The sequence below is a fragment of the Stenotrophomonas sp. 116085_Sma genome (genome assembly GCF_056479585.1).
In genome coordinates this window covers 2,322,044-2,337,376 of the sequence record NZ_CM151057.1, presented here as the reverse complement: position 1 = coordinate 2,337,376, position 15,333 = coordinate 2,322,044, and the positions used below count along the sequence as shown (strand labels likewise).

At 66.5% G+C, this 15,333-nt stretch carries 15 protein-coding genes and 1 pseudogene; all 16 read left to right on the top strand.

Annotation, left to right across the window (positions count from 1 at the left end; translation table 11 throughout):
• Nucleotides 1-216: 216 nt before the first annotated feature.
• The 16 genes and pseudogenes from ACZK0Z_RS10965 to ACZK0Z_RS10890 all read left to right on the top strand — a co-directional run bounded on the left by ACZK0Z_RS10965 (nt 217) and on the right by ACZK0Z_RS10890 (nt 15,250).
• Nucleotides 217-750, top strand: a complete 534-nt coding sequence (locus ACZK0Z_RS10965) for a hypothetical protein (RefSeq protein ID WP_197631928.1) — start codon at nt 217-219, stop codon at nt 748-750.
• Nucleotides 747-1,364, top strand: coding sequence for a hypothetical protein (locus ACZK0Z_RS10960; protein WP_478449630.1), 618 nt, complete (start codon nt 747-749; stop codon nt 1,362-1,364). Before ACZK0Z_RS10965 ends, ACZK0Z_RS10960 begins: the two co-directional genes overlap by 4 nt.
• Before the next feature lie 43 nt (nt 1,365-1,407).
• Complete coding sequence (locus ACZK0Z_RS10955; protein ID WP_197631926.1) at nt 1,408-2,724, top strand: adhesin; 1,317 nt, start codon at nt 1,408-1,410, stop codon at nt 2,722-2,724.
• A 99-nt stretch (nt 2,725-2,823) separates the two neighbouring features.
• On the top strand, nt 2,824-3,528 hold the full coding sequence (locus ACZK0Z_RS10950; RefSeq protein WP_197631925.1) for a C39 family peptidase: 705 nt from the start codon (nt 2,824-2,826) through the stop codon (nt 3,526-3,528).
• 13 nt (nt 3,529-3,541) lie between these two features.
• Nucleotides 3,542-4,291 carry a hypothetical protein gene (locus ACZK0Z_RS10945; protein ID WP_049430450.1) on the top strand — a complete coding sequence of 250 codons (750 nt, stop codon included), beginning with the start codon at nt 3,542-3,544 and terminating at the stop codon, nt 4,289-4,291.
• 46 nt (nt 4,292-4,337) lie between these two features.
• Nucleotides 4,338-5,663: a transporter gene (locus ACZK0Z_RS10940; RefSeq protein ID WP_197631924.1), complete on the top strand. Its 1,326-nt coding sequence runs from the start codon at nt 4,338-4,340 to the stop codon at nt 5,661-5,663.
• 93 nt (nt 5,664-5,756) lie between these two features.
• Entirely contained in the window at nt 5,757-6,599 is an 843-nt protein-coding gene (locus tag ACZK0Z_RS10935) for an NAD(P)-dependent oxidoreductase (RefSeq protein ID WP_458998554.1), read from the top strand.
• Between the two features lie 101 nt (nt 6,600-6,700).
• On the top strand, nt 6,701-7,840 hold the full coding sequence (locus tag ACZK0Z_RS10930) for an SPFH domain-containing protein (protein WP_049430456.1): 1,140 nt from the start codon (nt 6,701-6,703) through the stop codon (nt 7,838-7,840).
• 21 nt (nt 7,841-7,861) lie between these two features.
• Nucleotides 7,862-9,214: a TFIIB-type zinc ribbon-containing protein gene (locus tag ACZK0Z_RS10925; protein ID WP_197619247.1), complete on the top strand. Its 1,353-nt coding sequence runs from the start codon at nt 7,862-7,864 to the stop codon at nt 9,212-9,214.
• Nucleotides 9,211-9,468, top strand: coding sequence for a hypothetical protein (locus tag ACZK0Z_RS10920; protein ID WP_014037272.1), 258 nt, complete (start codon nt 9,211-9,213; stop codon nt 9,466-9,468). Before ACZK0Z_RS10925 ends, ACZK0Z_RS10920 begins: the two co-directional genes overlap by 4 nt.
• Nucleotides 9,469-9,678: 210 nt before the next feature.
• Entirely contained in the window at nt 9,679-10,263 is a 585-nt protein-coding gene (locus ACZK0Z_RS10915) for an AprI/Inh family metalloprotease inhibitor (RefSeq protein WP_049430461.1), read from the top strand.
• 69 nt (nt 10,264-10,332) lie between these two features.
• Entirely contained in the window at nt 10,333-11,292 is a 960-nt protein-coding gene (locus ACZK0Z_RS10910) for a cation diffusion facilitator family transporter (protein WP_049439609.1), read from the top strand.
• 72 nt (nt 11,293-11,364) lie between these two features.
• The gene (locus ACZK0Z_RS10905; RefSeq protein ID WP_197631922.1) at nt 11,365-12,000 is read left to right on the top strand and encodes a DNA-3-methyladenine glycosylase; all 636 of its coding nucleotides are present in this window, start codon (nt 11,365-11,367) and stop codon (nt 11,998-12,000) included.
• Nucleotides 12,000-12,195, top strand: a pseudogene (locus ACZK0Z_RS10900) (hypothetical protein). Before ACZK0Z_RS10905 ends, ACZK0Z_RS10900 begins: the two are co-directional and overlap by 1 nt.
• A 120-nt stretch (nt 12,196-12,315) precedes the next feature.
• Nucleotides 12,316-14,025, top strand: coding sequence for a sensor domain-containing diguanylate cyclase (locus ACZK0Z_RS10895; RefSeq protein ID WP_197631921.1), 1,710 nt, complete (start codon nt 12,316-12,318; stop codon nt 14,023-14,025).
• A 154-nt stretch (nt 14,026-14,179) separates the two neighbouring features.
• The gene (locus ACZK0Z_RS10890) at nt 14,180-15,250 is read left to right on the top strand and encodes a M23 family metallopeptidase (protein WP_197631920.1); all 1,071 of its coding nucleotides are present in this window, start codon (nt 14,180-14,182) and stop codon (nt 15,248-15,250) included.
• Nucleotides 15,251-15,333 lie beyond the last annotated feature (83 nt).

The window sequence follows — 15,333 nt, the reverse complement described above, 5'->3', positions numbered from 1 at the left end:
GTCCGCGCTGCGGGCTGTAACAGCAATGCGACAGTCCGGCCGCGCCCTTGCCCCGCGCAGCCTCGGGCTGCGAAACCCCGACAGTTCCCCGACGTGCCTGTAACACGGTGGCACCAGCCTGGATACCCACTGCTTCGCTCGGGCGCTGTCGCGTGGGCATCTTGATGTTGGCACGGTTGATGCGTGTTTCCGCCGCACCCATCGCGGGAGATCGGCATGGACGGTATCACCCCACTTGTTCGCGGGCTTGGCGCTCTCCTGGCCTTCCTGCTGTTGCTGCTGCCCGGAACTGCAGCCGCTTCGGGCGCACGCCAAGGCGTGAAGCCGCAACCGGGCGAAATTGTCCTGTTGCGTGATGTGTCCGCGCGTCCAGCCTATCGCATGGCCCCTCCGGGCGTTGCCCTGATTGCCGACCCGAAACCGCAGCGCGAGATCGCCGCCGCGCTGGGGGCCGGCGGCGGCACGAACGGAATGGACGAGCTCAGCGATGAGGACTACGCCGGCATGGGCGCCGGTCAGGCCAGCTCCCCCGCAGCGACCGGCGGCACCACCGTTGAACGGGTCACCCAGCAGGCCCTGGGCGGTACGCTCGGCCGCAGCGGCGACGGCATGATCGGCAGCAACCTCGGTGGCGCCATGAGTGGCCCGCTCGGCGCGGTTGGCAGCAGCACGCGTGGTATTGCCGATACCGTGCGCGGCGCGCTCGGCCAGTTCCCACTGCAGGGCACAGCCCCGGCCGGTGGAAAATGAAGCGCCCGCTCTGGCTGCTTCTGCTGCTCGGCCCACTGCCCTGGACAGTGCATGCCGATGACTACAGCGGGATGCTCGCCTACCTCGACGTGGCCCGCATCGACGGCCGCGCACTGGCCGGCGCGAACGGCGCCATCGCCGTGAACCAGGCCGCAGGCGACCTCAACCTGCAGGCCAACCTGCACGGCATCGCCAAGGGTGATCACGCCGATGTGGCGATCACAGCCCGGCAACTGCAGCACGGCAACCGCGTGCTGTCCGGGCCGCTGCATGCCGCCGCTCTCATCGGCGGTGACGCATTGGCGGGCGCCAGTGGCATCGCATCCATCAACCAGGCCAGTGGCATCGCCAACACGACGCTCAACGTCGTCAGCGCGACGCTGGCCCGACAGGGCATACGCGAAACCGACGACTTGGCCTTGGCCGCCGAAGGTTCCGCGTTGGCAGGGGGGCGGGACGACGCCGGTCGCGGCGTTGCGACGGGCACCCGTAGCGTTGGTGTGGCCAGCACCGCGCTGCGGGGATTCGACGGGGTCCTGCAACTCAATCAGGTAGCGGGCAGCGGCAACGACACGGCCAACGTACTGGGCCTGGTCGTGCAGGACCGCCCGTGACAACCACCCAACCGATGCACCACCTGATGAGAGAGAGGGCACCATGAAAGCGACCGTCAAACAGACCATGCTCGCCATGGCGATTGCCACTGCCTCGACCGCCGCTGCGGCCAATGGCTGGGACAACCAGAACGCCAACGCGAACATCAACCACAACCATACCGTCAGCGAAACCCGCAACGACACGCACAACCACACCGACAACGATGTGCGCAACCGCACCGTCAACGTCAATGTGCAGAAGCACAGCAACATCCAGGCCGACGAACGCAAGGAAAGGAACAACCACGGCGTCGACGTGAACCTGGAGAAGGACCTGCGGTTGAGTACCGACATCAACTTCTCCGGCGACCCGAACATCAACGGTGACATCGACCTCGACTCGGCCGCCATCGCCGTGATCGACAATCGCCAGTCGATCAGCAACAACGCCACCAGCAACAGCCTGGTCACCAACAGCGCCTCCATCGGTGACAGCGTCGGTGCCGGTGCATCGGGCAATCTCGGCTTCAACGTGGTATCGGGCGACAACAACGCGCAGGACAACGCCGCGTCGCTGTCCGCTGCCGATGCATCCTTCAGCTTCGGCATGGCCGACGCCGAGGTGTTCGTCAACCAGGCTGGCTTCGGCAACGCCACCATGAACTCCGGCGTCACCAACGCCGCAGGCCTGGGCGGCAATGCCTTCGGCGGCGCGTCCGGCAATATCGGCGTGAACATCGCTTCGGGCAACAACAACGAGCAGAAGAACGCGCTCGCGGCCTCGGTAGCAACCACGGCGGTGGCGCAGTCGAGCATCAGTTCGAACCAGGTCTCCACCGGCAACACGGTCAGCAACGCCGGCTTCGTGCAGTCCTACACGGATACCGTGCAGGTCGGCATGCGTGGCGGTGTCAGCGGCCTGACCCTGGCCTATGGCGCGGGCACCTACCGCGGCACCGGCAACGCCTACCAGATGGCGAACTACTATCTGGACACCTGGAATGGCGAACTGCCGCACCCGAGTGGCAACAGCACCGGCCACATCGACCTGGACAACCAGATCCAGAACGCCACGATGAACCCCAACCGGCCGGGGGTGGGCGGCCTGGGCTTCGATACGCGTGAGAGTGGCACCAGCCAGTTCGTCGAACTGGGCGTGGCCGACCTGTATGCCAGCCTCAGCGGCACGGTCAGCACCACGCGCTGGGTGAACGTCAACGCCACCAACACTTCGGCATTGTCGGGCAGCGCCTTCTCCGGCGCCTCCGGCAACATCGGCGTGAACGTGGCGTCCGGCACCGGCAACCTGCAGGCCAACAGCCTTGCCCTGGCAGTCGCCCAGCCCAGCACCGGCGGTGGTGGCGGCAGCGGCGAGTAAGCGCAACACCCCGGCCGTCCGCCAATGGCCGGGTTCCCGGGAGCCCCTGTTCCTCCTCCCCCTTGGGACAGGGGCTCCCCCCTGCCACCGGAGACCGTGATGATCCGTTGCCGTCTTTCGATGCGCCTGCTCTCGTGCCTGTTGCTGCTGGCCACTGCATCTGCGTGGGCGGGCGACGTGCGCTTCAGTGACGTGCTGCCCAATGGCGCGCTGCTGCAGCAGACGGTGGAGAGCATGCAGGAGCGGCGCTACCGCAACGTGGTACGCCAGCACACCGACTACAGCTGCGGGGCTGCGGCGCTGGCGACCATCCTGCGCCACGCCTACCACCTGGACACCGACGAGGCGACGGTCATCGAAGGGATGATGGGGGTATCCGATCCGGCGCTGGTCGCCGAACGCGGCTTTTCGCTGCTCGACATCAAGCGCTACGTGGAGTCACTGGGCATGCGTGGGCGCGGCTACCGCATCGACGAACAACGCCTGCGCACACTGCGCGTTCCCGGCCTGGTACTGATGGACGTGCGCGGCTTCCGCCATTTCGTGGTGCTCAAGCAGGTCCGTGAGGGCATCGTGGAAGTGGCAGACCCGATCCTCGGCAACCGCAGCCTGGCCCTGCCGGAGTTTCTGGCCGCCTGGCCCTCACGTGCCGTGTTCGTGGTGATCGGCAGTGATTTCGATCGCAACACGGTATTGCTGCAACCCAACGAACGGTCCAGTGCCCGCGCGCTCTTCGCGCGACAGGGGCCGATCACCGATGCCGAGCTGGTCGACTTCGGCTTCAGCCATGCCGACCTGTTCTGAAGGAGGCTTCGCCATGTTCCGCCGCCCCTTGTTGATGGTCCTGCTGCTGGCAAGCCCTGCCCTGCCCCTGCTTGCAGCCGAGGGCGCGCCAGGACGCGGCCTGAAAGAGATTCCGGATCCCGAACTGAACCTGATGCGTGGCCGCTACACCGTGGGTGGAAACACCGTGGCCTGGTTCGGGGTAACCATGGTCTCGCAATGGCAGGCCGGCAACGGCGCCGCGCTGCAGGGCGCGCTGACGCTGGGCATGGACTTCCGCGGCGGCGGCCCCCCGAAGCTGAGCTTCCAGCCCAGCGTGCATGTGACCGCCGCCGACGCCCCGTTACCGGACACGCACGGCCGCAGCATCGACAGCAGCGGCCTGGCCAACGCCAGTGGGCTGGTGCAGAGCGTGCAGGTGGCCGGCGATGGCAACGTCGCACGCAACGCCACCACGCTGGTGGTGCGCGACGGTGCCGTGCCCGTGGCGACATCCGACGGCGCTCATGCGGCCAGCGCACAGCAGGCCGGCATCCGTGCCAGTGCTGTGCTGGACGGCAACCAGGCACGCCTGATGCTGCAGGTGGACGGCCAGGGGCTGGTGCAGCAATGGATACGCAATGGCAGCGTCGGCCAGGGCATCGCCCTGGCCGGTGACGGCCAGGCAGCCAGCAACCAGCTGCGGCTGGAACTGGTGAGGAACACCGCGGGCGGCAACCTGCCGTTGAGCCAGAACGTGGCCCAGGCAATCGCGCTGAACCGCGGCATGGGGCCGGGCCAGTAACACGGCGCGGCATTGGGGGACGCGTTCCACAACGCAGGACACGAACATGCACACCCTACTGAGGATCACCCCGCTGGCGCTGGCGGCGCTGGCGGGCACCGCCCTCGCCGCACCTCCGGCGGCGGCCGACGACAATGCGGATGTACAGGCCTTGGCCAACCAGCTGGAGCAGCTCAAGAGCAACTACGCCCAGGAGGTTCGACGATTGCGCGAACTGGACATGCAGGTGCAGGCCATGCAGGCGCGATTGAGTGGCCGGGTTGGAGCAATGGGTCCGGCAGTCGCAACTGCTCCGGCAACGGCAGGAGAGCGCGGCACGGCACTACAGGCCGGTGCAGGTGCAGACGTTCCACCACGCAGCGAAGGCTACGCCAGCACGGCGGCCGAGGCGCAGCAGGCGAAGCAGGAGTCGCGACGCAGCGTGGATGATGTGAAGCAGCAGCAATCGGCCCTGTTTTCCCGCCGCTTCACCGTCGAAAACAGCCTCAGCTACGCCCGCTACGACCGCAAGCAGCTCACCCTCAACGGCTTCCTCGCACTGGACGCGATCTTCCTCGGCAATATCGCCATCGAGAACGTGGAGTCCGATTCCCTCACCTACAACCTGGCTGCGCGCTGGGGCGTCAGCCCGAACCTCACCTTCAACCTGGACGTGCCCTACCTCGCACGGCGCACGGTTTACCAGAAAGGTGGGGCGGGCGGCGCAGCTGCTGCCATTGCACAGGAAGAGACCAATGGCAACGGCCTGGGCGATATCGGCCTGAGCGCCAACTACCGGCTGTTCGGGGAACGTGGCTGGCGACCCGAGACGGTACTGACGGCAGGCGTGACCGCGCCCACCGGTCGCGCGCCCTACGGCCTGGACTGGAAGGTGATCGAGCGTGATGACGACGACTACATCCGCTTCGCCGTGCCGCGCGAACAGCCCACCGGCAACGGCGTTTGGCAGGCCAACCTGGGCCTCTCGATGGTCAAGACCGCTGATCCGGCGATCCTGTTCGCCAACATCGGCTACGTGCACTCCATCCCGCGCGGGTTCAACGATATCGACAGCAATCCGGATACCGTGAACCCGGGGGATGTGAAGCTGGGCGGCTCGGTGTACTTCGGTGCCGGCGTTGCCTTTGCGTTCAATGAACGCACCAGCCTCAGCCTGTCCTTCAGCGACCGCATCAGCGCCCGTGCCTCGACCCGCTTCCAGGGCGGCAAGTGGACGAAGGTGATCGGCAGCGACGCCAATGCGGCGTCACTGAATCTGGGCGTGACCTACGCGCTGAACCAGCACACCACGCTGGTCACCCTGCTGGGCATCGGGCTGACCCCGGATGCGCCGGACTTCACCTTGGCGTTCAAGATTCCGTACATGCTCTAGCGACCACTGCCCATGGCATGATGGGCGCCCTGCGGCCAGCGGACGTCCATCATGCGCATCGGATTCCTGGGACTTGGAGTGATGGGAACGCCCATGGCGGCCCATCTGGCTCGCGCAGGTTACGAGGTACGCGGCTGGTCGCGCTCAGACCGCAACCATGCTGCCGCGCGCGCCGCCGGCATCGACGTCTGCGAGGCAGTGGACGAAGTATTCGCGGCCTGCGACCACCTCATCCTGATGCTGGCCAATGACGATGCCATCGACAGCGTGCTCGACCGCCATAGCGCTGCGTTCGGCGAGCGGGTCGAGGGCCGCCTGCTGATCAACATGGGCACCAGTTCGGCAGCGTACTCGCAGGCGCTGGCCGAGCAGATCCGTGCCGCGGGCGGCCGCTACGTCGAGGCGCCGGTGTCCGGCTCACGCGTACAGGCCGAAGCGGCGCAGCTGGTGATACTGCTGGCCGGTGCGGATGCCGACCTCGCGGCAGCCGCCCCACTGGTTGCACCGATGGGCAGGCAAACGGTGTGCTGTGGCGCAGTGCCGTCCGCGCTGCGCATGAAGCTGGCGGTGAACCTGTACCTGATCATCCTGGTCACCGGCCTGGCCGAAGCGGTGCACTTCGCCGAAGCCCACGGCATCGAGCTGGACCGCTTCGCGCAGGTGCTCAACGCAGGGCCGATGGCCAGCGAAGTATCACGCATCAAGCTGGACAAGATGGTCCGTGGCGACTTCAGCGTGCAGGCGTCGATCACCGACGTGCGCAAGAACAGTGGGCTGGTAGCCGCTGCCGCCCATGAGGTCGGCATGCATGCGCCCTTGATCGACGCCAGCGACGCGCTGTTCGCACAGGCACTGGCGTCCGGGTCGGGGGCGCTGGACATGGCGGCCGTGCTGCAGGCTGTACGGGCCGGGCCAACCGGCACGGGCCGGCGCTGATCCGGATTCATGTTCCGGCACCACTGCCGCCCCCCACCGCTGCTATATTCAGTCCAGCTCGGCAGGCACGGTGCCTGCCCTCGAATCACAGGGAGTTGGACATGGGTCTGGTACAGGCGGTGAAGGGTGCGGTTGGCGGTGTTCTGGCCGACCAGTGGAAGGACTTCTACACCGTGCCGGCGGGCCTGCCGTCCACGGCGGCCCTGTTCGCGGCGGTGCCGCAGGGCACCAATGCCGGACGCGGCTCCAACACCAGCGGCTCGTCCAACATCATCACCAACGGCTCGAAGATCATCGTGCCCGAAGGCTACGGCCTGCTGCTGTTCCAGGACGGCGCGATCACTGCGTTCGTCGCCGAACCGGGTGGCTATGAGTGGCGCTCGGACGATCTGAACTCGCAGTCGATCTTCGCCGGCGACGGCCTGGTCAGCACCTTCATCAAGCAGAGCTGGGAACGCTTCAAGTTCGGCGGCCAGCCCGGCTCGCAGCAGGCCGCCTACTTCGTCTCGCTGAAGGAGCTGCCCGACAACCGCTTCGGCACCCAGTCGGAAATCTACTGGGACGACGGCTTCCTCAACACCCAGGTCGGCGCGGTCACCCGTGGCTCGTACACGCTGAAGATCGTCGACCCGATCCTGTTCGTGAAGAACTTCGTGCCGGCCAGCTACCTGCGGCCCGGCCAGGTGTTCGACTTCACTGATCTGGACAATGCCGCCGCCAACCAACTGTTCAATGAAGTGGTCGGTTCGCTGGCCCCGGCCTTCAGCCTGTACACCAACGACCCGGGCAAGGGCAACCGCATCACCAAGCTGCAGCAGGACTCGCTGGGCTTCGCGCAGAGCCTGTCGGCCGCGGTTGAACAGGGCTACCAGTGGAAGTCGGACCGCGGCCTGGCCATCGTCAAGACCGCCATCGTCTCGATCGAATACGACGCCAACACCCGCGAACTGCTGAAAACCGTGCAGCGCGCCGATGCGCTGTCCGGTGCGCGTGGCAACTCCAACCTGCAGGCCAGTGTTGCCCAGGGCATCCAGTCGGCAGGCGAGAATGGCGGCGCGGCAGGCCTGGTCGGAGTCGGCATGGCATCTGGCATGTTCGGTGTCGGCGGCATGCAGCAGCCGGTGGCCCCGGCTGCGGACGACCCGGTCGCCAAGCTGAAGAAGGCGAAGGAAATGCTGGACCTGGGCCTGATCACCCAGAGTGACTACGACGCGCTCAAGGCCAAGGCACTGGGCCTGTAACCGGCAGGACGCATACACCACATGTCCGATCCCCGAAACGGCCCACCGCCGCTGCCCGGATCCGTGCCCGCGACGCCGCCGCCCCTGCCGGCGGCGTCGTTGGATGGGCCGGGTTCGCCGCAGGACGTCCCTCCCCTGCCCGGCAGCTTCCCGCTGGACACTTCGACGCTGCCGCAGGCGATCCGCGATGAAGTGGAAGCGCCTGATCCGGTTGCCATCGACACCTCGGCCAGCGAGCTGAAGGATGGCCTCAACCGCTGCCCGAAGTGCGGCGCCACCGACATCCGGCCCAAGGCCGGCACCGATATCCTGGTCTGCCTGTACTGCCGTCACGAATGGCATGGCGCGCGGGTCGAGGAGGAATTCGGGCTGGGCGAGGCCATCGACCAGCTGCGCGGCACCGTCATCGCCTCCGGCGCACGCGACATCGATGCCAACACCTCGGCGTTGATGACGTTCAAGTGCACCGGCTGCGGCGCCGAAGTCATGGTCAATACCGAAAGCACGATGACAACGCGCTGCCACTGGTGCCGCCACGTCTTCGGCGTCAACGAGCAGATCGCCAACGGCGCGGTGCCAGATGCCGTGCTGCCCTTCCATATCAAGAAGGACGATGCGGTCGCACGCATCCGCCAGTTCGTCGACAAGCGCCGGATGTTTGCGCTGAAGGCGTTCAAGGACCAGTTCACCCCGGAAAACGTGGTGGGCGTATTCCTGCCCTACATGATCGTCGACAGCAATGTCAGCGCGGCCGTGGCCGGCAAGGGCGAGATCAAGACGCGCGAATACACGGTGGGCAGCGAGAAGAACAAGCGCACCCTGTACGACGCCGATGTCTACCAGGTCGAGCGCCAGGTGGATTTCACCGTCGATGACCTGCCACTGGAATCCTCGGCCGAGCGCGGCAATCTGGATACTCGCGCCAACACCAACAACATCATCAACACCATCCTGCCGTTCGACACCAAGAACGCGGTGAAGTGGAACGCCTCGTACCTGGCCGGCTTCACTTCGGAGAAGCGCAACCTGGATGTGGAAAGACTGCGGCCGCGGCTGGAAGACCAGCTGCTGTCGATTGCCCGCGCACAGGTGGAAGGTTCGGTGAAGCGCTACAACCGTGGCGTGCGCTGGGAACAGGAACAGCTGGAGGTGCATGGTACCCGCTGGGTATCGATGTACCTGCCGGTGTGGCTGTATTCCTACCATCAGCCGGGAAAGAACGGCGGCATGCTGCATTACATCGCAGTGAATGGCCGCACCGGCGAGACCATGGGCAGCGTACCCGTGCAGCAATGGAAGATGCTGCTGGCGGCACTGGCCACCGGCACCGTCATTGAAGCCCTCGCAATAGCATTCCTGGTGGCATCGACATGAGCGACGACAGTGGCCTCTGGCTGTTGGCGGCAGGTCCGGCCGGCGCAACCGCGCTGTACTGGGCGCTGTACCGCTATTACCGCAACACCGACAAATCCCACTCCTTCGAGCATGAAACCGAGATCGAGGCGAAGCCCGTCACCGGCTCGGACCAGCAGGTGGGCAGGGTCACCGGTACCGAGGAGAAGCGCATCCGCGGTGACAATGTGTATGAGTACCGGAAACGGGTGGTGCGGGTAAAGCCCGACCCGTAGCGCCAGGCCCTGCCTGGCTGCGGGTAGTGCCGGCCGCTGGCCGGCATTCCTTCGGTCTCTGGGCGCCAAAGAGGAGCCGGCCGGCGGCCGGCACTACCCTTCAGCAGACAGCACCCAGCCTTCGCTGGGCTGCCCCAGGGCACACCCTCACACCGTCTCCCGCCCCACCGGTTCGATACTCGCGCGGTCCACCCTTCCGAGGATGCTGCAATGGCTGCCGTGCTCGCCCGTACCTGCCTGTCCGCGTTGTGCTGCCTGGCCCTGCCCGCCCTCGCCCAGGACGCCTCGTTCGGCTTCGGCGGACAGACCACCCACACCGACCAGACCACGCAATCCAGCAGCACCCAGACCCAGGGCAGTGGCGCGGTGACCACCCAGACCACCACCAGCGGCATCTCGCAGTCCGAGTCACGCAGCGGAAGCAAAGAGATCGTCGTGGGCTTCGGGTCCCACGACGACAACGACGACTGGCGCCAAGACCGCCACCGTGGTGGCCGCGATTTGCGCGACAGCGACCTGTTCGGCAGCTGGACACTGGGCCAGGAGAACGGCAGCACCTGCACCATCGAGCTGAAGAACATCGAGTGGTTCGGCGGCTACAATGCCTATGTGCCTGCCGGCTGCCCGGATGGCTTCTTCTCGGCCAACCGCTGGGTGCTGTCGGGCAACCAGCTGCAGCTGACCGACACCAGCAACACGGTGTTCGGGCGGTTCCGCGCGTCGGGAGGCGGGCGTTGGACGGGGTACCGTGAATCGGATGGGGCGCGTTTGTATCTCAATCCCAAGGGACGCTGATCGCACCGTGCACGCAGTGGGCACGCGCTGAACGGGAAGATCAGGCGTCCGCCTCACCCCGCCGCCGAAATGTCCGCTCCCACCGGTTCCCGCCTGGTCATCTATGCCGCACTCGCCGGCAACCTCGCCATTGCCATCGCCAAGTTCATCGCTGCCGGCATCTCCGGCAGCTCGGCCATGCTCAGCGAAGGCGTGCATTCGCTGGTCGACACCCTTAATGAACTGCTGTTGCTGTATGGACTGCGCCGTGCCGGCAAGGCGCCGGACCCGGTCCATCCATTCGGCTATGGCCGCGAGCTGTACTTCTGGAGCTTCATCGTCGCCCTGCTGGTGTTCGCCGCTGGCGCCGGCGTCTCGGCGTACGAGGGCATCCAGCACATCCGCCGGCCGGAGCCGGCCACCAATCATGCGTTGAGCTACAGTGTGCTGGGCATTTCCATCCTGTTCGAGGGGGCCTCCTGGTGGGTGGCGCTGCGTGAGTTCCGGCGTACCAAAGGCAAACTTGGCTACTTCGAAGCCTTCCGCCGCAGCAAGGATCCTTCCACCTTCACCGTACTGCTGGAAGACAGCGCTGCGTTGCTCGGGCTGGGCTTCGCGTTGATCGGTCTGGTGGCCGCGCAGGTGCTGGATATGCCGGTGCTTGATGGTGTGGCGTCGCTGTGCATCGCCGGCGTGCTGGCCGCAACCGCCTTCCTCCTGGCCCGTGAAACCAAGGGCCTGCTGGTTGGAGAGCCTGCCCACCCCGCAGTGGCCGAGCGGATCATGGCGGTGGCCGAAACCGATCCGGACCTGCGCCGCGCCAATGGCGTGACCACCATGCAGATGGGCCCGGAACAGGTGGTGGCCATGCTCAGCGCCGAGTTCGAGGACGATCGGCAGACCCCACAGATTGAAGCCTGCATCACCCGCATCGAAACGGCGGTAAAGCGCGAGTATCCGGAACTGGTGGCACTGTTCATCAAACCGCAGACGCCCGAGGTCTATGCCGCCCGGCGCGCCACGCTGGCGGCGCCGCCCGCGCCGGAATGACGCTGCGTCTGCGCCCGTTTCACCAGTCCAATGCCACAGTCCCACCAACATTTGCCCGAGCCTGCCTCAACCGTGCCGGATTGGTTGCCCGCCTCTCTACAGATCCTCCCGCGCAGCTTCTACCGGCGCCCGCCCGTCGAGGTTGCGCCCGAGCTGCTCAACAAACTTCTGGTCCGTGACGATGGCCGAGCCGGTCGCATCGTTGAAGTCGAAGCGTACGCGGGCAGCGCCGATCCGGCGGCGCACTCCTATCGCGGGCAGACGCCGCGCACGGCCAGCATGTTCGGTGAGGCCGGCCACCTGTATGTCTACTTCACCTACGGCATGCACTGGGGCAGCAACGTGGTCTGCGGAGAGGTCGGTGACGGCGTGGCGGTGCTGCTGCGGGCCGTCGAGCCGCTGGCAGGCCTTGAGCGCATGCACGAGCTGCGCCCCGCCGCGCGCCGGGACCACGATCTGGCCAGCGGCCCCGGCAAGCTCTCGCAGGCATTCGGGCTGGACCGCAGTTTCGACGGCGCCGACCTGGTGACCGGCAGCCATGGCATCGTGATCGCAAGCGATGGGACCCCGCCTCCGCCCGACCCGGTAGTGGGTCCACGCATCGGCATTACCCGCGCTGTCGATTTCCCTTGGCGCTGGCACATCCGTGACAATCGTCACGTATCGATCCAGCCACGTCGTACTCCCGCCCCTGCGAGGAAACGATGATGACCCCGCTCGACAAACCACTGCGTCGCGAACTGGACATCGATGGCCGGCCCTATACCCTCACCGTGGACCCCGAAGGCCTCAAGCTGGTCGAAAAGGGGGCGACGCAAGGGCATCACGCTACGCTGGCAGGACTTGCTATCCGGCGATGCCGCACTGGCCACCGCCCTGCAGGCATCGCTCCAACAACACTGAGCGGGCGCGGCCACCTCACATCGGCATCACTCCGCCATGGCGATACATATCGCCGTGCGCACAAGCGTAGCGCCAGCCAGCCGCCGCAACCGCCCTCGCCACCCAGCCCTGAAAAGCGCCATGGACGAAGCCGAACGTCTGCTCGAAATCGAACGACTGCACCTGCTGGATACGCCCCCTGAGCCGGTGTTCGATGCCATCGTCGCCGCCGCCCGCGCCGCGACCGGCATGACCATGGGACTGATCACCGTGGTGGCCGAAGACCGGCAGTGGTTCAAGGCCAATATCGGGCTGGAGGGCGTCACCGAAACGGCCCGCGAGATCTCCTTCTGCACGCATGCGATCCGTCACGACGAGCTGTTCGAAATACCCGACGCGCGCCAGGACCCTCGCTTCTCGACCAATCCCCTGGTGACCGCCGGGCCGCGCATCCGGCACTACGCCGGCATCCCGCTGGGCTCGGCCCATGGTGCACGCATTGGCACGCTGTGCCTGCTCGACCCGATGCCCGGCGTGCTGTCTCCCTCCCAGCGCGAACTGATGGTGCATCTGGCGCGGGTCACCACCCAGGTCCTGGAGCAGCGCAGCACGCTGATGGCCCAGGTTGGACAGGCCAAGGCCCTGCATCGAGAGCTGAAGCGCAGCGAGGACTTCCTGGAACGCACCAACCGCGCAGCACGGGTGGGTGGCTGGGAGATGGACCTGGTCACCAACGAAGTGCGCTGGACCCGCGAGACCAAGCAGCTGCACGGCGTGCGCAGCAACTTTGAACCGACGCTCGACACCGCGCTGTCGTTCTATCGCGAAGACAGCCGCAACATCATCCGCGCGGCAGTGCAGCGTTGCATCGACGAAGGCACGTCCTGGGAGGTGCAGCTGCCAATGACCACCGCCGACGGGCGCGCGATCTGGACCCGGGTGGTCGGTGGGCGGCAGCAGGTAGATGGACGCCCGCGGCTGGTTGGGGCCATCCAGGACATCACCGAAGAGCGCGCGGCACTGGATGCCCTGGAAGCCAGCGAAACACGCTACCGGCGCCTGTTCCACTACAGCCTTGGCCTGATCTGCACCCACACGCTGGACGGCGTGCTGACATCGGTCAATCCGGCCGCCGTGCAGTCACTGGGCTTCCATGAGAGCCAGATGATCGGGCGCAGCCTGTGTGACCTGATGCCGCCGGACAAGCGCGCCGCTTTCAAGGCCTATCTCGAGCGCATTGCGGTGAATCACACCGATGCTGGCGTCATCGAGCTGATCGCTGCGGACGGCACCCGGCATTTCTGGGCCTATCACAATGTGCTCGACAACGAGGCCAGTCCGCCGTACGTGCTGGGCCATGCGCAGGACGTGACGGCGCTGCGGATGCAGGAACAGCAATTGCGCGAGATGTCCTTCAAGGACCCGCTCACCCAGAGCTACAACCGGCGCTTCCTGCCTCGGCTGGACGCATTGGCGGACCAGCCATGGGCCTGCCTGATGTTCGATCTGGATCATTTCAAGCGGATCAACGACACCCAAGGCCATGCGCGGGGTGACACGGTGCTGGTCGAGTTCGTCGCTTTCCTGCGTGGCCCGCTGGGTGCGGCGGAGCACGTGGTGCGCATGGGCGGCGACGAATTCATGGTGGTGCTGACCGCGCCGGAACCCGGACGGCTGGCCGCGCTGGAACTGTGGTATGTGCAGAAGGCCGGACAGTCACCGACGCCGTTCTCGCTCGGTTCGACCCACCACACCCCGGGCGAATCGGTGGCCGATACCCTGCAGCGTGCCGACAGTCGCCTGTATCGGGAACGCGCGCGGGTGCGCCAGCATCCCCGGCCGGCGCCCTGATACCTCGAGCCCCCGGCGTGGCGCTATGCTCGGCAGCGGCCACCGTCGGCCTGGGGGAACACGTATGATCCGCAGTGTCTGCCTGGCTCTGCTGCTGTTGCTCCTTCCTTTTCCTGCGATGCCAGCACCAGCCCCTGCACCGGTTGAAGCACGGGTGCCTTTCGCGCCGACGCCCTTCGTCGGCAGCGACGGCCTGCGCCATCTGGCCTACGAGCTGCACATCACCAACTACTACGGCGATACCGGTGCGCTGCTGCCGCAATCGCTGCAGGTGTTCGGCGACGATTCCAGCATTCCGCTGCTGAGCCTGGATGGCCCTGCCCTGCGCCACTGGGTACGGCCATCGCCTTCAGAGGATGGGGCGATATCCATTGCACCGGGCAAGCGCCTGGTGGTGTTCCTGTGGCTGTCACTGCCCGCCGCCGATCGCGTGCCGCATACCCTCCGGCACCGCATGCTGCTGGGCACCGAGCACCACGGCAGCGTGGCGCTGGACGGCGCCCTTGTTGCGGTCAGCGCGGCGAAGGTGATGGCGCTCGGCCCGCCCCTACGGGGTGGCCGATGGCTTGCCCATGAAGGGCCCGGCGCGGCGCAGTCACACCATTGGGGCAGCCTGGTGGCAGTGAATGGTGACCTGACCATTCCGCAGCGCTTCGCGCTCGATCTGGTCGGCGTCGACGAACAGGGGCGCGCCGTGCGCCCAACGGCCAGCGATCTGGAGCACACCCGCCATTCGGATTGGGTGGGCTACGCAGCACCCGTGCTGGCCGTGGCCGACGGCATCGTGCGCGCAACACGTGACGGGCAACCCGAACATGCGCCCCTGACCGCGCAACCGGAACCCGCCTCGCTCACGGCGGATGGCTTGTTTGGCAACTACGTTGTCCTGGAAGTTTCACCGGGCATCTTTGCCAGCTACGCCCACCTGCGCACCGGCAGCATCAAGGTGGAACCCGGGCAGCGCGTCCAGCGCGGACAGGCGCTGGCCCAGCTTGGGCAGTCGGGCAACTCCGCCGCCCCGCATCTGCACTTCCAGCTCTCCAACAAGGCAACGTTCGAAGGCTCCGAGGGCATCCCCTATGTCTTCCAGGCTTTCAACGATTTCGGCCCTGAAAGCGAAGCGCAGCTGTTCGGCCAAGGGGAGGCCTGGACACCCGGCGTGACCGCGCAGCATGGGAGTCAGCTGCCGCTGAACGACATCGTCATTGAGTTCCCGCCGCGCTGACACACCCACCCCGCCGCCAGCGCCGCTCCTGTAGAGCCGAGACCACGCTCGGCTTGCTGCGCGCGGCGCTCATCGTGGCCTGG

Coding starts and splice junctions, on each gene's coding strand:
- ACZK0Z_RS10965 (WP_197631928.1), top strand. CDS start 217: ATGGACGGTATCACCCCACTTGTTCGCGGGCTTGGCGCTCTCCTGGCC.
- ACZK0Z_RS10960 (WP_478449630.1), top strand. CDS start 747: ATGAAGCGCCCGCTCTGGCTGCTTCTGCTGCTCGGCCCACTGCCCTGG.
- ACZK0Z_RS10955 (WP_197631926.1), top strand. CDS start 1,408: ATGAAAGCGACCGTCAAACAGACCATGCTCGCCATGGCGATTGCCACT.
- ACZK0Z_RS10950 (WP_197631925.1), top strand. CDS start 2,824: ATGATCCGTTGCCGTCTTTCGATGCGCCTGCTCTCGTGCCTGTTGCTG.
- ACZK0Z_RS10945 (WP_049430450.1), top strand. CDS start 3,542: ATGTTCCGCCGCCCCTTGTTGATGGTCCTGCTGCTGGCAAGCCCTGCC.
- ACZK0Z_RS10940 (WP_197631924.1), top strand. CDS start 4,338: ATGCACACCCTACTGAGGATCACCCCGCTGGCGCTGGCGGCGCTGGCG.
- ACZK0Z_RS10935 (WP_458998554.1), top strand. CDS start 5,757: ATGGCGGCCCATCTGGCTCGCGCAGGTTACGAGGTACGCGGCTGGTCG.
- ACZK0Z_RS10930 (WP_049430456.1), top strand. CDS start 6,701: ATGGGTCTGGTACAGGCGGTGAAGGGTGCGGTTGGCGGTGTTCTGGCC.
- ACZK0Z_RS10925 (WP_197619247.1), top strand. CDS start 7,862: ATGTCCGATCCCCGAAACGGCCCACCGCCGCTGCCCGGATCCGTGCCC.
- ACZK0Z_RS10920 (WP_014037272.1), top strand. CDS start 9,211: ATGAGCGACGACAGTGGCCTCTGGCTGTTGGCGGCAGGTCCGGCCGGC.
- ACZK0Z_RS10915 (WP_049430461.1), top strand. CDS start 9,679: ATGGCTGCCGTGCTCGCCCGTACCTGCCTGTCCGCGTTGTGCTGCCTG.
- ACZK0Z_RS10910 (WP_049439609.1), top strand. CDS start 10,333: ATGTCCGCTCCCACCGGTTCCCGCCTGGTCATCTATGCCGCACTCGCC.
- ACZK0Z_RS10895 (WP_197631921.1), top strand. CDS start 12,316: ATGGACGAAGCCGAACGTCTGCTCGAAATCGAACGACTGCACCTGCTG.